General features: G+C 54.4%; 12 protein-coding genes and 1 pseudogene. 3 read left to right on the forward strand and 10 right to left on the reverse strand.

Going from position 1 to position 16158, the window contains the following annotated elements; genetic code table 11:
* Positions 1 to 16: 16 nt before the first annotated feature.
* From ABIE48_RS21800 to gpr, 8 genes and pseudogenes are all read right to left on the reverse strand, one after another.
* Positions 17 to 1571, reverse strand: a pseudogene (locus ABIE48_RS21800) (TCP-1/cpn60 chaperonin family protein).
* 14 nt (positions 1572 to 1585) lie between these two features.
* Positions 1586 to 2620 (reverse strand): heat-inducible transcriptional repressor HrcA, encoded by a 1035-nt coding sequence (gene hrcA, locus ABIE48_RS21805; RefSeq protein ID WP_192715720.1) that lies wholly within the window; start codon positions 2618 to 2620, stop codon positions 1586 to 1588.
* A gap of 106 nt (positions 2621 to 2726) precedes the next feature.
* Positions 2727 to 3194 carry an N-acetyltransferase gene (locus ABIE48_RS21810; RefSeq protein ID WP_089548229.1) on the reverse strand — a complete coding sequence of 156 codons (468 nt, stop codon included), beginning with the start codon at positions 3192 to 3194 and terminating at the stop codon, positions 2727 to 2729.
* A gap of 72 nt (positions 3195 to 3266) precedes the next feature.
* Positions 3267 to 4463, reverse strand: coding sequence for a radical SAM family heme chaperone HemW (gene hemW, locus ABIE48_RS21815; RefSeq protein ID WP_192715871.1), 1197 nt, complete (start codon positions 4461 to 4463; stop codon positions 3267 to 3269).
* Positions 4464 to 4565: 102 nt separating this feature from the next.
* Positions 4566 to 6383 carry a translation elongation factor 4 gene (gene lepA, locus ABIE48_RS21820; protein WP_192715721.1) on the reverse strand — a complete coding sequence of 606 codons (1818 nt, stop codon included), beginning with the start codon at positions 6381 to 6383 and terminating at the stop codon, positions 4566 to 4568.
* 82 nt (positions 6384 to 6465) lie between these two features.
* Positions 6466 to 6876, reverse strand: coding sequence for a hypothetical protein (locus ABIE48_RS21825; protein WP_145023521.1), 411 nt, complete (start codon positions 6874 to 6876; stop codon positions 6466 to 6468).
* Between the two features lie 29 nt (positions 6877 to 6905).
* Complete coding sequence (locus tag ABIE48_RS21830) at positions 6906 to 8288, reverse strand: stage II sporulation protein P (protein ID WP_192715722.1); 1383 nt, start codon at positions 8286 to 8288, stop codon at positions 6906 to 6908.
* 132 nt (positions 8289 to 8420) lie between these two features.
* A complete protein-coding gene (gene gpr / locus ABIE48_RS21835) occupies positions 8421 to 9416 on the reverse strand; it encodes a GPR endopeptidase (RefSeq protein ID WP_076169771.1) in 996 nt (331 codons plus the stop codon).
* A gap of 230 nt (positions 9417 to 9646) precedes the next feature.
* On the opposite strand from gpr, the gene rpsT reads away from it, so the two are divergent.
* Together rpsT and ABIE48_RS21845 are read left to right on the forward strand one after the other, a co-directional pair.
* Positions 9647 to 9919, forward strand: a complete 273-nt coding sequence (rpsT, locus tag ABIE48_RS21840) for a 30S ribosomal protein S20 (protein ID WP_076169770.1) — start codon at positions 9647 to 9649, stop codon at positions 9917 to 9919.
* 219 nt (positions 9920 to 10138) lie between these two features.
* Positions 10139 to 11353: an MFS transporter gene (locus ABIE48_RS21845; protein WP_076169769.1), complete on the forward strand. Its 1215-nt coding sequence runs from the start codon at positions 10139 to 10141 to the stop codon at positions 11351 to 11353.
* Positions 11354 to 11492: 139 nt separating this feature from the next.
* Here ABIE48_RS21845 and murA read toward each other — a convergent pair whose 3' ends face one another.
* On the reverse strand, positions 11493 to 12788 hold the full coding sequence (murA, locus tag ABIE48_RS21850; RefSeq protein ID WP_167527090.1) for a UDP-N-acetylglucosamine 1-carboxyvinyltransferase: 1296 nt from the start codon (positions 12786 to 12788) through the stop codon (positions 11493 to 11495).
* A 220-nt stretch (positions 12789 to 13008) separates the two neighbouring features.
* On the opposite strand from murA, the gene ABIE48_RS21855 reads away from it, so the two are divergent.
* Complete coding sequence (locus tag ABIE48_RS21855) at positions 13009 to 13902, forward strand: LysR family transcriptional regulator (protein ID WP_192715723.1); 894 nt, start codon at positions 13009 to 13011, stop codon at positions 13900 to 13902.
* A gap of 50 nt (positions 13903 to 13952) precedes the next feature.
* On the opposite strand, the gene ABIE48_RS21860 is transcribed toward ABIE48_RS21855, so the two are convergent.
* A complete protein-coding gene (locus ABIE48_RS21860) occupies positions 13953 to 16049 on the reverse strand; it encodes a multicopper oxidase family protein (RefSeq protein WP_192715724.1) in 2097 nt (698 codons plus the stop codon).
* Between the last annotated feature and the right edge of the window lie 109 nt (positions 16050 to 16158).

Consider the following 16158-nt stretch of genomic DNA (forward strand, 5'->3'; position numbering starts at 1 on the left):
AGCGGTCCCGAAGAACTCAATCTTCATCCTGACCGCCATAGCCTCTCATTTTGATGACATTATGAATGCGGAGCACGGCAGCCGCCACCTCACCCCGCGGCCTCCAGCCCATGAATCTTCACCAGGGCCGGATCGACGATCCCCCGCTCCTCATAGCGAATGACGAGCCCGGTATCGCAGTCGATGCCCATGGAGTCGGAGTCTTCCGCAAGCTGGGCGGCACGCGCCTCTTCCATCTTCTCCAGCGGGTTGTAGCCGGCGTTCAGCAAAATTTGCGCCATGGGCTTGCGCATTGCCGCCGCCACGGCGGCAATGCCGAAGGCTTCCATGCCCTTCACCGCCTCCCGCTGATGCTCCAGCTCGTAGGAGACGGCCAGCTCGGCCGTACCTCCGCCGGGAAGCACTCCGCCGGAGACGGCGGCTTGTACAGCCGAGGCCGCATCCGCGGCAATCCGGGCGGACTCCCCGACGACTTCCGCGGTGCTCGCCCCGACGATCAGCGTGACAAACGGCTCGCGCTCCTGCCCCCCGCTGCTGACCCGCACGCGTTCCAGCCTTTCGTCATAAGCCACATAGGGGGAATTCCCCAGAAGCTTGGCAAGCGAATCGCGCTCCTTATGTAAGGCGGTACGCCGCATGGGCACCGCCCCTGTCATCTCGCTGACGCGGAGCAGGTCGCTGCGGCTCACGCGCGGCACCACCATGATGCCGTGATCCATGCAGAACTGCTCGGCATCGGGATGGATTCCCCGTTCCAGCAGAACAAGCCCCACCCCGAGGTCGGCCAGCACGTGAAGCTCGCTGCTGAAGCGGTCGCGCAGCTCCATGTACCGGGCAAAGCCGGCTTCCGTCGTCAAAACCTCTTCATCCAGCGTCTCCGGCTCGAGCGCGTCGTGCAGGACGAGGATCTTCGTGTTCTTCAGCACGGGTCTATCATGCGAATGAAGCGGCTTCTGCTTCAAAAGAATGCCTTCATATACTTCATTATCGCCTTTCTCGTGGGCGGTAACCGCATCGGCAAGCAAATAGCCGGGTTCCCTCAGCTTCCGGGTCCCCACCTTCGAAGCGGCTTCCATGACAAGGCGGACGATATCTTCGCGCTCGCGCCCTGCGACATAGGCCGCCTTGGCAAGCAGCGGATCGTCCAGCCCTTCGATGACCCGGGTCCGGCGACGCAGCGCTTCCACTGCCATGCGAATGCCCTGCTGCATGCCGGCGACCACTTTAGAGGCGGGAACGCCTCTGACGATTTGCGCGACGCCTTCCTGCACCAGCGCTCCCGCGAGCACCGTTGCCGTCGTCGTTCCGTCGCCGACCTGCTTCTGCTGGCTGCGGGCCACCTGGATCAGCAGCCTGGCAGCGGGATGTGTGACATCCATCTTGTCGAGAATCGTCACGCCGTCATTGGTAATAATGACTTCCCCGCGGGAGCCGACCAGCATGACGTCCAGTCCCTTGGGGCCGAGCGTCCCTTCCACGGCGGAGGTGATGGCACGGACCGCATTGCTGTTGTTAAGCAGAGCCGCGTAGCGTTCTTCACCCTCGCGAACCGGCTGCTGGCCTTGACTCATCCGTCCTCTCCCCCTTATTTGTACCAGTGTGACAGCAGCGCCGTCAGATCCTTGGACAATATGTTCAAAATGCTCATTACCCTTGCGTATTCCATCCGCGTCGGGCCCAAAATGCCGATGGTGCCGAGCGCTTCCCCTTCAAGCGAGTAAGTCGCCGTGATCAGGCTGCAGTTGGCAAACGCCTCATGGTCGTTCTCCGTGCCGATCCGCACCTGAATGCCGCCCCCATCCTGGGGCGCCATCATCTTCGTAAGCGTCGGCGTCTCTTCGAGCAGGTCCAGGATCGTCTTCACTTTATCGACATCCTTAAACTCCGGCTGGGTCAGCATGTTGGTCGTTCCGCTCAAATACAGGCGCTGATGGTCCGCCTCACCGTCCAGGAATATGTTGTCCAGCACCTTCATGATTTCTTCATAGTTGGAAATATGGCGCTCCATCTCCTGGCCGAGTTCTGTATATAATCTTGTCTTCAGCTTATATATAGGTACATTCATCAGCTTGCTGTTCAGCAGGTTGACGACTTTCTCGATCTCGGAGACCGGTACGTCCGGCGGAAGCTGGACCGTCTTGTTCTCCACCTGTCCCGTGCTCGTCACGATAATCGCGACGGCGGTTTCCTCGTTAAGCGGAAGCAGCTGAAAATGCCGCAGTGAAGTATGAAAAACTTCCGGTCCAAGCAGGATGGAAGTGTAATTCGTCATATGGGATAGTATCATGGCTGCATGCTGGATCACCTGCTCCATCGCGCTGAGCTTCTCGGCAAAAAACTTGCGGAGCAGCCGGATTTCCCCCGGAGGCGCCGAATAGGCCGGATCCAGATGATCGACATAATACCGGTAACCTTTATGAGATGGAATGCGGCCGGCCGAAGTATGGGGCTGTTCCAAAAAGCCCAGCTCTTCCAGATCAGCCATTTCGTTGCGGATCGTCGCCGGACTGTAGCCGACATCGCCTCGTTTCGAAATGCTGCGGGAGCCTACGGGTTCAGCGGAGCGAATATAGTCGTCCACAATGGCATTCAGTATCATTCTTTGACGTTCGGTAAGCATACCATTCCCCCCTTGGTGACCTTTATTTCGAGCATCGTTAGCACTCTAAAGAGATGAGTGCTAACCGTTAATACAAAAATACCAAACTGACATGAGCATTGTCAAGTCAGTTCAGCATCTTAAGAACAGCTATTTCATCGCATGCATGCTGCTTGGCGCAGTTCACGCAATCGGTCCAAACCTTCTCGGGAAAAATCTCTTTTTCCACAACCGAAAATCCGTTTTTCAGAAAAAACGATACTTCGTACGTCAGGGCCATAATTTTAGGAATGCCTTGTCTTCTCGCCTCTTCCGTGAGCTTGCTCACCAGTTTGGAGCCGATTCCCATACCCTTATGCCCTTCCGCAATTCCCAGGGAGCGGATCTCCACCAGGTCTGCGCCCAACTGGCAGAGCGAGCCGCAGCCGATCACTTTCCCGTCCGCCTCGGCCACGACAAACTGGTCCAGCTGCTTCTCAAGCACTTTGCGAGAGCGCGGCAGCATGATCCCCTTCTGTGCATAACCATCGATCATTTCGAAAAGCGGTTCTACGTCCTCTGGCACCGCTTTACGGCAAATAACTACCGCCGGCATCGCCATTCCCCCTCACACGTGCTGTCAATGATATGAATAAATATACAACAACACGCATAGAAGTTCAAGCGGTTATTTTGCGGTGAGCGAGCCTATAAATTCGCCGAAAACGTCGTTGCCGAACAGGATTCCCCGTTCGCTGAGGCGGTACCCGTCGCCCGTCTCCTCGAGCAGCCCCGCATTCAGCATTTTATGCAGCGGTTTGGCAAACATGTCTTCCATCGATACGCCGAACTGCTCTTCGAAATGCGTCCGGGACACTCCCTTCAAGACACGCAGGCCGACCATGAGGAAATCCTCCATCGCCTCTTCCCGGGGCACCTCGAAGCTCTCCATTCTCGGCAATCCCTCTTTGGTCGCTTCCGTATACGGATTAACCCCTTTGATATTCATATGCCGCATGCCGCCGACATACCCGTGGGCACCCGCGCCGAGTCCGTAATAATCTTCGTTCAGCCAGTAGGCCATATTGTGGCGGCTGTGGAATCCGGGCTTCGCAAAGTTGCTGATTTCGTACTGCTCGTAACCCGCTTCCTTCATTTTCTCCATCAGCAGCAAATACATCTTCAGCTCGTCGTCCTCATGGGGCAGCGGCAGTTGATTCTTCTGGTACATCGTATGGAAGAGGGTGTTCTCCTCAACCTTCAGGCTGTAGATCGAATAGTGCGGCAGATTCAGCGCAAGCGCCTTGCTCACGCTCTCCGCCAGCATTTCCACCGTCTGGTTCGGCAGGCCGAACATCAGGTCGATCGACATGTTGTCAAAGCCGGCTTTGCGCGCGTTCTCCAGGCTCTGGTACACATCATCCGTATCATGGATACGCCCGATGCCGCTCAGCAGCTCGTTCTGAAACGCCTGTACGCCGAAGCTTACGCGGTTAACGCCGCCCGCTCTCATCACAGCCAGCTTCTCGAGGTCGGTTGTCCCCGGGTTGGCCTCCATCGAAAATTCAATATCTTCCGACCAGTCCGGAAAATACGTCTTGACCGTCTTGAGGAAATACTCCATTTCGTCCGGCTTCAGCACGGTCGGAGTTCCCCCGCCGACGAAAATGCTCGTTATTTTACCGGGAGGAACCTCTTTGACGGTTCGTTCCATTTCCCGCTCCAGCCCCTGCAAATAATCCATCACCGGCTGGTTCTTCAGCACATAGGAATTGAAATCGCAGTAAAAGCATTTATTCGTGCAAAAGGGAATGTGCAGATAAACCGCTTGGGGTTTACGGTTCCCCTGATACTTAACTCTTGGCGTCCCTTGCGGATTCAACATCGCCATCGCAAATTCCCTCCTTATATTTAGAAAGGGAAAGCCGCAGCGGCTCTCCCGTGGAATGGTCCAATGTTCTCTATAAACTTGCTTGGTGAAAGCCGACTAGTTGTCGTCGATTTTCAGGACAGCCATAAAGGCTTCCTGCGGCACTTCGACGCTGCCGACCTGCTTCATGCGCTTCTTGCCTTCCTTCTGCTTCTCGAGAAGCTTCCGCTTCCGCGAAATATCGCCGCCGTAACACTTGGCGAGGACGTTCTTGCGCATCGCCTTGACCGTCTCGCGGGCGACGACCTTCGTCCCGACCGAAGCCTGGATCGGCACCTCGAACATTTGCCGCGGAATGAGCTCGCGCAGCTTCTCGCAGATGCCGCGTCCGCGGTGGTACGCGCGGTCGCGGTGCACGATGAAGGAGAGCGCGTCGACCTGCTCCCCGTTCAGCAGGATGTCCATCTTCACGAGGTTGGAGCGGCGATAGCCGGACAGCTCGTAATCAAAGGAAGCATAGCCCTTCGTGCCGGACTTCAGCTGATCGAAGAAGTCGTACACGATTTCGGACAGCGGAATTTCGTACGTGATCGTAACCCGGGTCGTATCCAGGTACTCCATGTTGACGAATTCGCCGCGTTTGTTCTGGCACAGCTCCATAATGGTGCCCACATAATCGTTCGGCACGATGATGGCCGCCTTGACGTATGGCTCCTCGACGTATTCGATCTTCCCGATTTCCGGATAGTTGGACGGGTTGTCGATTTCGATCGTGTCGCCGTTCGTCAGCGTAATGCGGTAAATAACGCTCGGCGCCGTCGTAATGAGCGGGATGTTGAATTCGCGTTCGATCCGCTCCTGGATAATCTCCATATGAAGCAGCCCGAGGAAGCCGCAGCGGAAGCCGAAGCCGAGCGCGCTCGACGTCTCCGGCTCGAAGCTCAGCGAAGCGTCGTTCAGCTGCAGCTTCTCCAGCGCCTCGCGCAGGTCATTGTAATCGGACGTCTCGATCGGGTACAAACCGCAGTATACCATCGGGTTGATTTTGCGGTAGCCGGGCAGCGCCTCGGGTGTCGGATTTTTGGCATCAGTGACCGTATCGCCGACCCGGGTATCACCCACGTGCTTAATGCCCGCAACGATAAAGCCGACATCGCCGACTCTAAGCTCTTCCACGATCGTCATCCGCGGTTTAAACGCGCCGACTTCGATGACCTCGAACGTCTTGTCCGTAGCCATCATCTTGATTTTCGAGCCCGCTTTGATGCTGCCGTCAATGACGCGCACATACACGATTACGCCTTTGTAAGGATCATAATGCGAGTCAAAAATGAGCGCCTTCAGCGGCTGATCCGGATCACCGTTTGGCGGCGGTACCTGCTGGACGATCTGCTCCAGAATTTCCTTGATGCCGATGCCGGCCTTCGCCGAGGCGAGAACGGCGTCGCTTGCGTCCAGACCGATAACGTCTTCAATTTCCTGCTTCACGCGGTCCGGATCGGCGCTCGGCAGGTCGATTTTGTTAATGACCGGAAGAATCTCCAGGTTGTTATCCAGTGCCAAATAGACGTTGGCCAGCGTCTGCGCTTCGATTCCCTGGGCGGCGTCCACCACGAGCAGCGCGCCTTCGCAGGCGGCCAGGCTTCGGGAAACTTCATACGTAAAGTCGACGTGTCCGGGAGTATCGATCAGGTTCAGCAAATATTCCTCGCCGTCATCGGCGCGATAAGTCAGGTGAACGGCCTGAAGCTTGATGGTAATCCCGCGCTCGCGTTCGAGATCCATCTGGTCCAGCACCTGATCCTGCATTTCGCGCGAGGTGAGGGCGCCCGTATATTCAAGAATACGGTCCGCAAGCGTCGACTTGCCATGGTCTATATGGGCGATAATGGAGAAATTTCGAATGTTCTTTTGCCTTGCTTGTACGTCTGTCATGCCTTACCCCCAAAAACAGCCTGATGTGTAATCAATTCATTATAACAGTTGGAGGAAAGGCCAGCAATCCCACCTGCACGCATTATTCCGTCACGTTGCTGAAGAGGGAGACGACGAGACGGATTCCCTTTTGGGACAGCTCCTGCAGCAGGCCTGCCGTCTTATCCGCCAGCACGTCGACCGTCGGCGTGCCGCCTTGGTCCACCAGCAGCTGCTCGGGAGTCTTCTCATGCCAGTCCTGGACCTCGACCTGTTCTTGCTGCGGCTGCTCGTCCGCCGCCTTGAACCGGTTCGAGCTTTGGCGCGGCTGGGAAAGCTGTTGCCTCTGCTGCGTAGAAGCTCCCTGCTGCGGCCCGGCCTGCACGGCGGCAGCCGCCGTCTGCGCCTGCGGCGCGGGCGCCGGAGCATCCGGACTGGCCAGCTGCATGCCGACCAGAACGCCAATGCCTGCCCAAATTCCAAGCACGCACACTTTTTTAGCCCATTTTGACATGACCATACCTCCCTTGGCTCATTGCTTTCTCAGCTTTTATTATCTTTCTTGGCGGGAGCCGTTTGATCGGCGCTGGCCTTTTCCGCCTTTTGATCCGCGTAATAGACGTCCGCGATCGTCTGTGCCAATACTTCCGACGTCCGCTTCAGCTCCGCATCGGTGCTGTCGATCCCGCCGACCTCAATCAAAATGCTGTTCTCCGACAGCGATTGGTTATATTCCCCGTTGCCCATGGAGGAATCTTTCCCCCAAATGCCGCGGGACAATCCGGGATAGGCTTTTTCCAGCCGTTCATGGATGGAATTAGCGAAGGCTTCGTTTTTGCGCCAGTTTTTGTTGCCGTGCCCGATGATGAAGAAGACCTGCGCGTAGCTTTTGCCGTTAATGTCTTTCGTCGTCCGGCTGTGCCCTTGAGAATCCCGGTGAATGTCGATCAGGTATTTCATGCCGCTGTTCTGGCTCATCGCAGCCTTCACCGTCTCGCGGGAATATTTATAGGAAAAGTTATAGTTATAGTCGGCCACCGTCGTCATGTAATCCTGCTCCGAATGGGCGGTGCCGATGCCGAGCTGCTCCAGCTTCTTCGCCACATAGCTTCCGACCAGCATCACGTTTTGCAACGGAGACGTAGAGCTGGGGTTGTCGCTGGTTTTACTCAGCAGCGGGTTGTATGCTTCTCTCGGATGAGAGTGATAGATCAGGATCGATTTGTTCTTGGAGTTCACCGCCGAAGATTGTCCCGTATCTCCATTGTCCTTGGAAGGCGTTCCTTCTCCGGCACCTTTCTTGCCGCCGGCGTCCGGTACCTGACCGGACGGCGTATCCTGCTGCTTGTCCGAGCCCTTACCGGAGTCGGTGACCTTTCCGGGATCGGTTTCTGCCTGACCCGCACCGTTCTTCTGGGGATCGGCTGAAGCGTTATGGCTTTGTCCGGCCGAATCCGTTTGTCCCGCCGTTTCTGCAGGCGGATTATAATCTTCGGGAGGAACGACGTTGTCATTGCCTGCCGAATGCCTCAGCAGCACCGGATCGTTCGCCCCCATGCCCGGCATTTCCCGGGCCAGCAGGCTTTTCGGATCCTTAGGGTTGACGCTGGTCAGCATCTGGAATACGAATGTCGTCATGTTTTCCCCTGAGAAAGTCGAGTTCCCTTTTTCTTTATTCATGTGGGGCAGTTCCATGCCTAACATATCAATGAAGAAATTGCTTGATACGGAGCCGGCGAATCCTTTCATTGAAGAAACCGGAGAATCGTTGATTTTCTGCTCGGCCATCCCTCCCAATCCCAGAAGTAAGAAAAACAGCAGCGATCCGACCACCAGCAGCACAAAGGTACGTCCCATAGACAGAAAATACAGTAGTCTGGCTCTCCATTTGCCGATATTCCAAAGCTGAAAACCATTCCTCTTCATTCTGTTGTCCTCCTGAAATCTCTTATACTTCAACTCTATGAGCCGGAGAGATTCGATAGAACCAAAAAAAGAAAGCCCGATAGATTCGGGCTTCCTCATTTATGATAGAAGAGAGAGAAGGAGCTGCACCTCCTAGTGGGTGTAGGCTCCCGTGTTTCCGGGGTCTACCGCGTCATGCAGGGCGGCGTTCAAACCGCTCGCGACAATATTGGCGATATCTTCGATAAATTCGTCAATCTCTTTCGGCGTGACGATCAGATCGTGGCCGAGCGGTTCGAGCACTTCCTTGACCAGGGCGAGGCGCTCCTGTTCGTTGATATCGTCCAGCATCCCCATAATTTGTCGGGTCTGGTTCGTCTCCTGGCCGAAATGATTCTTCATCATCTCCATGACATTGTTCACAATCGTCGAAGCGTAGCATACGGTCGGCACCCCGATGGCAACGACCGGAACGCCAAGCACTTCCTTGGTGAGGCCGCGGCGCTTGTTGCCGATGCCAGAGCCGGGATGGATGCCGATGTCGGCGATCTGGATCGTCGTGTTGACGCGCTCCAGCGATTTGGATGCCAGCGCGTCGATCGCGATGATCAGATCCGGCTTCGTCCGTTCCACGATACCCTGCACGATCTCACTGGACTCGATCCCCGTCAGTCCAAGCACCCCCGGGGCGATGGCGCTGATTTCCCGGTATCCCGGGGCTACCTGGTCCGGCATCAGCTGAAAATACTGCCGGGTGACGAGGACGTTCTCCACTACAAGCGGTCCCAGCGAATCGGGCGTCACATTCCAGTTGCCAAGCCCGACGATCAGAACCGTCTGTTTCTTCTGAATCCCGATCAGCGCCAGGAAATCCTCAAACTCGCGGGCGAAGGCCTCAGCTACCTGCTCCTGCAGCTTCGTGTCCCCGTTGCGGAGTCCGGGAACCTCTAAGGTAATATAATGCCCTTTGACGCGGCCGATGGCCTGGGAACCGGCCTCATTCAGCACGTTAAGGCGGGTAATCTTGATGCCGTCCTTCTCCGTAATCTCTTCATCGACCCCCGGGATCGGTCCGGCATGGCCCGCCATTTCCCTGGCGTCGACCGCCAGGTCGGTCCGCACGGAATAGCGCTGCAAATCCAACTCCATATACATCTGCCTCCTTTGGCTTGTTATGGATAGTTTGCGGGAGCGGCGGCCAGTTTATGCACAACCTTTTTACACCGGACACCGTTCATACGCCGCCGATCCATGTGCCTCTTAAAATCCAAACCTTTGGAACGAGATGATAGTATTGCTTTTTAGAGTACCCCATGCTAAACTATTTTAAGTTGTGAATCATTTCGAGCTATTCGAATGCCTTACAGGAGGTGAATGCAATGCCAAACATTAAATCCGCCGTTAAACGCGTGAAAACAAGCGACAAACGCCGTGCGCTTAATGCTTCCCAAAAATCCGCGCTTCGTACAGCTGTGAAGGCTGCCGATTCTGCGCTGACGAATAATGAAGTCGAAGCTGCTAAAGCTGCTGTTCAAGCTGCATCCCAAAAACTGGACAAAGCCGTAACTAAAGGCCTGATCCACAAGAACGCAGCCAGCCGCAAGAAGTCCCGCCTGGCGAAAAAACTTAACGCTCTCAGTGCACAAGCCTAAGGGAGCGCTATCCATACGATGAAATGGAAAAGTCCTGAGCAGCTCCCAAGCTGATCAGGACTTTTAAATTTTCTTTCGAAACGCGTACAGAGCTGACAACGCCATAGCGGCGCGCCTTTTGCTCTTTTATATAGCACGGACAGCCATGTTCGGAACAGCCTCACGAAGCAAGTGTACAACCCATGTGCTGTATACTAGGTTTAACAGGAGATGACGTCTATGGAAAGCTGGAAGAAAAATCTATGGGTTTTATGGTTTGGCTCGCTGATCGTGTCCTCGAGCTTCTCGATGGTGGTACCCTTTCTCCCCTTGTTTCTGATTGAAATCGGTGTCACCAAAAACATTGAGATGTGGTCCGGCCTGCTGTTCAGCGCAGCGTTTTTTGCGGGAGCGCTTTCATCTCCGTTCTGGGGATCCGTCGGCGACAAATACGGCCGCAAGCCGATGATCATCCGCGCAGGTTTTGTGCTGTGCATCATTTATTTGCTGACGGCGTTTGTCACGCATCCGGTGCAGCTGCTCATCCTGCGTATTTTGCAGGGGCTTCTCTCCGGATTTATTCCGGGAGCCATTGCGATCGTCGGTACCAACACCCCGGAGAAAAGGGTCGGCTACGCGCTGTCCACCATGTCCACGGCCACGGCTACGGGAAGCATCATGGGGCCCCTCCTCGGCGGCGTGCTCTCCAAGGTGTTCGACAACCGGCTGGCCTTCGGCAGCGCAGGCGTGCTGTGCTTTCTGGCCACGCTGCTCGTTATCTTTTACGTTAAAGAGGAAAAATTCGTCCCGAGCAAAGGCAAACTATCGGTGTTTAACACGCTGAAACAAGCCGCCGTCAACAAAATGCTGATGATCGTTCTGGTGCTCACCATGGTGACGCAGTTCTCGGTCATGACCATCGAGCCGGTGCTCTCCCTCTATATTGTGGAGATCGGCCACTCGGCATCGGATGCGTCCATCCTGGCGGGCTTCATCTTCTCACTCGTCGGGATTGCGAGCATCATCTTCGCCCCGCGCTGGGGCAAGCTGGCCGACAAGGTCGGGTTCCAGAAAATACTGATGATCGGCTTGTTCGCCGGAGGCATAGGCTCGCTGCTCCAGATCCCGTTTCACAACATTTGGGCGTTCTCGGTCGTTCGCTTCCTGTACGGCTGCTTCTTCTGCGCCGTGTTCCCGGCGCTGAACGGTCTTGTCGTCCGGTCTACGCCAAGCGATTTCCGCGGAAGGGCCTTCAGCCTCAACCAGACCGCGAACCAGCTTGGCGGCATGCTGGGACCGCTTGCGGGGGGTGCAATCAGCGGCGTGTTCAGCATTCATACCGTGTTCCTCATTACAGGGTTATTCCTGCTGCTGACGATGGGCCTCGCCTACTGGTCCCAGCGTTTCGGGAGCTTGTCCGCTCAGCAGGCCTCGACTAAAGCGATTGACGGCTAGAACCGTTTTGTGTCTCGTATAAGATTGATCCGAATCATAAAACAAATCGAAACAGCCCCCGCTGCCGTTCTTCCGGTTTGGGGGCTGTTTGCCGTCAAGAACACGTAAGCTAAAACAGCCCTTTGCAGCCGGCCGGCGCTCACGCCGTTGTCGTATATTCCGTGCCGTCCGGAGCGGGTTCGCCTTCGTGGATCACCAGACCGATCCCCGCCTGGCCGAACAAATGCACCGCGTCCTCATAGCCGCGCTCAATATGCTCGATGCCCGTGATTCGCGTCGCCTGCTCCGACTGCAGGCCGGCCATGATTAGACAGGTTCCTGCCCGGACATCGGTCGCGTGGGCATAGCCGCCGTGCAGCGGTCTGCCGCCTTTAATGATGGCATAGCCGTTCTTCGCCTGGATATCGGCGCCAAGCCGGTTTAATTGGGCGACATGGCTGAAACGGTACGGGTACACCTTTTCCCTGACGGCACTGTAGCCCGGCGCCTTCAGGAGCAGGCTCGTAATCGGCTGCTGCATGTCGGAGTTGAACACGGGATACATGCCCGTCCGTACCCGCGTCGGCTTGATATTCCCCTGGCTGCTGGCGATAATGTAATCGTTCCCGCTTTCAAATTCAATGCCGATTTCGCTCAGCTTGGCCATGATGGACCGCACATGCTCGGGAATGACCTGCTTCAGGGTCAGCGTGCCGCCCGTAATGCCCACCGTCATCATAAACGCCCCCGCAATGAGACGATCGGGGATCACCCGATACCGGCATCCTGTCAGAGACTTCACGCCGCGTATACGGATCGTGTCCGTACCGGCTCCGGTGATGTCGGCTCCCATCCGGTTCAGCAGCTGGCAGACGTCCACCACTTCCGGATCCGTCGCACAGTTGTGCAGATGGGTTATTCCGGCCGCCAGCGAAGCGAGCAGCACCGCATTGATCGTTGCGCCGGATGTCAGCAGATCGAAGCAAAAATCGGTGCCCGTGAGTTTTTCCGCCGATACCGTGTACTGTTTCTCTTCCAGGGTCACGTCCGCCCCGAACGCCTTGAATATTTTCATATGCTGGTCAATGGGCCGCTCCACGAAATTATCACCCCCCGGATAACCGAGCGTCACCCGCTTGTACTTACTGAGAAGCCCCCCGATCAGATAATAGGAAGCGCGGAACGAAGACGTCAGCGCCTGATCGAGGACGGATGAATGAATCCGGGATGAATCCACAACAAAATGGCCGTCATCATTTTTGCTTACCTGCAGGCCGATGCGGCTTCCAATTTCTCCAATGGCGCGGATATCGTTAATATCCGGTATGCCCTCCAGTATTGTCGGTGTGTCTCCAAGAACGGCAGCGGCGATGAGGGCGAGGGAACTATTCTTGGACCCTGGAATGATCACGCTCCCGTCGAGCGGGCCTCTCTGCTTCACTTCTAACCAGCGCATGCGAACTCCACCATTTCTATATAGTTTTTGGTCTGGAACAATCATAAGGTAGAATATGCTGCACACTTGCCGGAGGACAATCTGAATTGGAGAAATAGCCTCGCACCCCGGTTAAGGCACAATAATATGCCTCCTTTCCCTCTTCATCATTTATTGATTCACATGAGTCTATTTTTATCTATAATAAAATAGATCCACAGGAATGTGAGGTGCATATACTTTGGAACTGCTTCAGCTTGAGTACTTTCGTACGGTAGCTCGTTTGGAACATATGACCGGGGCTGCGGGGGAATTACATGTTACCCAGTCTTCGCTCAGTAAGACGATTCAGCGGTTGGAAGAAGACCTGGGCGCCCCTTTATTCGACAGAAGCGGCCGCAATCTACGGCTAAATGCGTTTGGCCGTTCTTTTTATCAACGTGTCGAGCGGGCTTTGTTTGAATTGGAGGAAGGTAAACGCGAAATCGCGGATATGACCAGTGCTGATTACGGAACACTGACGCTGGCCGTTAACACGGCTTACATGCTGCCCGATATTCTTAACCGATTTCGTGAAATTCGGCCGCAGGTTCAGTTCCATGTAGAGCAGCTGGGAACCCATGAAATGGAAACCCGGGTAAAGAAGGGTGAGGTTGATTTTTGTTTGTCTTCCCCACCCATTCTGGGCAGCGAACTCGTATGCGATGTCGTTTTCCAAGAGCAGATCTATGTGACCGTTCCGGCAACCCACCGGCTGGCGGGCAGAAGCCGAATTCGTTTATCCGAACTTAAGGAGGAACGGTTCGTCAGTTTAAAAAAGGGTTACGGGATCCGCGACTTGATGGATCGTTATTGCGAACAGGCCGGATTTGTACCCAGTAACGCTTATGAAGGCGATGAGCCCGCAACCTTGGGTCCTTTGGTCCTAACTGGGCTTGGCATTGCCTTTATACCCGAATCCGCATTACAAGCGGGGTCCCGTGCCAACGTGGCTTGCCTGCAAATCGAGGATCCGGTGTGTACACGGGAAATTGGGCTGACAAGACACCAGAGCCGCTATTTTACAAATGCAGCCAAGGAATTCCGCCAAGTCATCATCGAGCACTTCCGGAACATGGCTCAAACCGAGATTTAACTTCGACCCGCTGTGTCTAGTTAAAATATAGCTCAGGGTGAACCCATGACTTATTCCGGCTGGTTGGATGTTTTCTTTCCGACCTCAAACGGTGTGGAGATCCCTTCATAGGACAAGTGCATCGTCATTCCCTTTTCGGCATGCCATAAATTATGGCAATGATCCATCCAGATCCCCGGATTATCTGCCTGAAACGCAACTTCATAGACTTCACCGGGAGCGACATCCAGCGAATCGGTCCACCAAGGGCTCCCTGTCGTTGGTTTTCCGTTCCGGCTGAGGACGAGCATCGTATGCCCATGAAGATGCATCGGATGATGATCCCACCCGCGGTTAATAAAAGTTGTTTTTACCAGATCACCTTCTTTGACCGTTAACATAGGTGTGTCCGGAAAGACGCGTCCGTTAATGGTATATAAAGCGTATATTTTACCATTATAGAACCCGAGGCGCGAATCCAAAACGATGTTGAAGGTACGGTCAAACTTGCTGTGGATGCCGAAAGGAGTCGGTTGCTTCTCCCCGTATGTCCCCGGATCAAAGACAGAATTTTTTTCATTTATAGCCGGGGTTGAATGGGTGACCGCCTCACTAAAAACGATACCCGGGGTGACGCCTGCCTCACTTCGGCTGCTCAATCTTACAGGCGTTTTGGGCATGGTGAATAAAATATCATATCGTCCTCCGCCGGCGATCATTAGCTTCTGATCCTTTATGTCGGTGGGCGAGTGAATCTCGTTGCCGTCAATAGCCGTCACTTCGAACGGGACTCCCGATAGTTGGAACGTTTGCGGGTAGTTCTGGGCGTTAATCAGACGCAATTTGACCTGGGTGCCGGCTGGAATCGTTTGACGATCCAGCGTGTCCTTTAGCCCATACGTCGGGGTTAATGCGCTGCCGTCCGACAATTGCCAAGCGTGGCTTAGTACGGTGATGTCCTTCGTATTGAGCTGGGGAAGATCGTTTGGTTCAACGATGAGCGAACCGAACAGCCCTTTGATCACTTGTTTGGCCGATTGTTGATGGGAGTGGTACCAATACGTTCCCGCTTGTTTGGCTTCGAAACGGTATACATGCGCTCCACCGGGCGGCACAGAATCTTGGGTCACCCCGGCAACTCCGTCCTCTGCATTTGGCACATTATAGCCATGCCAGTGAATCGTCACCCCCTCTTCAATATCTTTATTTTTCAAAACAACTTCAACAATCTGCCCTTGTTTCACGCGTAATTCCGGCCCCGGGGCAATCCCGTTAAAGGTCCAGCCCTCCATCGTCTTGCCGGAACTTAATTTCACTTGCTTCTTCTGGGCGACCAATTCGAAATGGCGGTCTGCTTTCTCGGTTTGAGGACCTGTTAATGCGGTTACGCTTATTTCTTTAACGTTCATGGTATTACTTATGGTATGGTTCATGGAATGATTCATCGCTTGCATATCCATTTCGTGATCCATGCTGCCCATATTCATATGGTCAGGCAGTACGGATGCTTTCATCGAAAAGGCGTACCAGCCGCCAATGAGAATCGCAAGGCAGGCACTGGAGATTACCGCATGCTGAAGTCTTGTAGATACCGTCATTGCATAATTGGCTTTGACCCGTTTTCGGCTGAGGCGTTGTTGCCGAAACCACAAAACAACGATAACCGCAGCGAAGGACAGCCATAGAATAACGGCATGTAACACATTTAACTGAAACGGGTAAACAACATAAGAAAAGTAACAGCCTGCGATCGAACTGATCAGAGCAGCTTGCACGGGAAGCATGAGCCCAGGTGAGGTGAGGACCTTCCGATCCGTTTCGTCTACAGTGGATTGGAGATTTTCCGGTATTCGGCTGGTGATCTTGCGCAGCATCGAAAGGGGTACTATCGTAGAGATTGCCGAAGGAATGAACAGCGGCATGGTAAGGAGGACCTTCTCTTTTATAAATTCCCATCCATACATCCCTAATAAAAACAGGATGACGACTTCGAAAATGACCAGACCTTGAGCGATAAAGAAAGGGATCATTAACCGGGCGATACTTCGCTGCAGCTCCTTTTTTGTGGACCGGTAGGGTAGACGGCTCAAACGATTCGCTATCACCGCCCACATCACAATCAAGAGAAACAAGACGATAAAATCAATCAGATAGATCAGTTTGAACATGATAGCAAGCTCCTTCCTCTATAAAAGACGAGAATATTTACTGATGTCAAACCCATCATAAAAAAATTCATTCATTTATTCCAACGCATTTAAATCCATGAAAATATTG

Origin of the sequence: Paenibacillus sp. OAE614 (assembly GCF_040546645.1) — a bacterium.
Taxonomy (GTDB): domain Bacteria; phylum Bacillota; class Bacilli; order Paenibacillales; family Paenibacillaceae; genus Paenibacillus_AQ; species Paenibacillus_AQ favisporus.

Bases quoted from the DNA above. Each gene is read 5' to 3' on its own strand.
- hrcA (WP_192715720.1), bottom strand. From the start codon at position 2,620: ATGCTTACCGAACGTCAAAGAATGATACTGAATGCCATTGTGGACGAC.
- ABIE48_RS21810 (WP_089548229.1), bottom strand. From the start codon at position 3,194: ATGCCGGCGGTAGTTATTTGCCGTAAAGCGGTGCCAGAGGACGTAGAA.
- hemW (WP_192715871.1), bottom strand. From the start codon at position 4,463: ATGTTGAATCCGCAAGGGACGCCAAGAGTTAAGTATCAGGGGAACCGT.
- lepA (WP_192715721.1), bottom strand. From the start codon at position 6,383: ATGACAGACGTACAAGCAAGGCAAAAGAACATTCGAAATTTCTCCATT.
- ABIE48_RS21825 (WP_145023521.1), bottom strand. From the start codon at position 6,876: ATGTCAAAATGGGCTAAAAAAGTGTGCGTGCTTGGAATTTGGGCAGGC.
- ABIE48_RS21830 (WP_192715722.1), bottom strand. From the start codon at position 8,288: ATGAAGAGGAATGGTTTTCAGCTTTGGAATATCGGCAAATGGAGAGCC.
- gpr (WP_076169771.1), bottom strand. From the start codon at position 9,416: ATGGAGTTGGATTTGCAGCGCTATTCCGTGCGGACCGACCTGGCGGTC.
- rpsT (WP_076169770.1), top strand. From the start codon at position 9,647: ATGCCAAACATTAAATCCGCCGTTAAACGCGTGAAAACAAGCGACAAA.
- ABIE48_RS21845 (WP_076169769.1), top strand. From the start codon at position 10,139: ATGGAAAGCTGGAAGAAAAATCTATGGGTTTTATGGTTTGGCTCGCTG.
- murA (WP_167527090.1), bottom strand. From the start codon at position 12,788: ATGCGCTGGTTAGAAGTGAAGCAGAGAGGCCCGCTCGACGGGAGCGTG.
- ABIE48_RS21860 (WP_192715724.1), bottom strand. From the start codon at position 16,049: ATGTTCAAACTGATCTATCTGATTGATTTTATCGTCTTGTTTCTCTTG.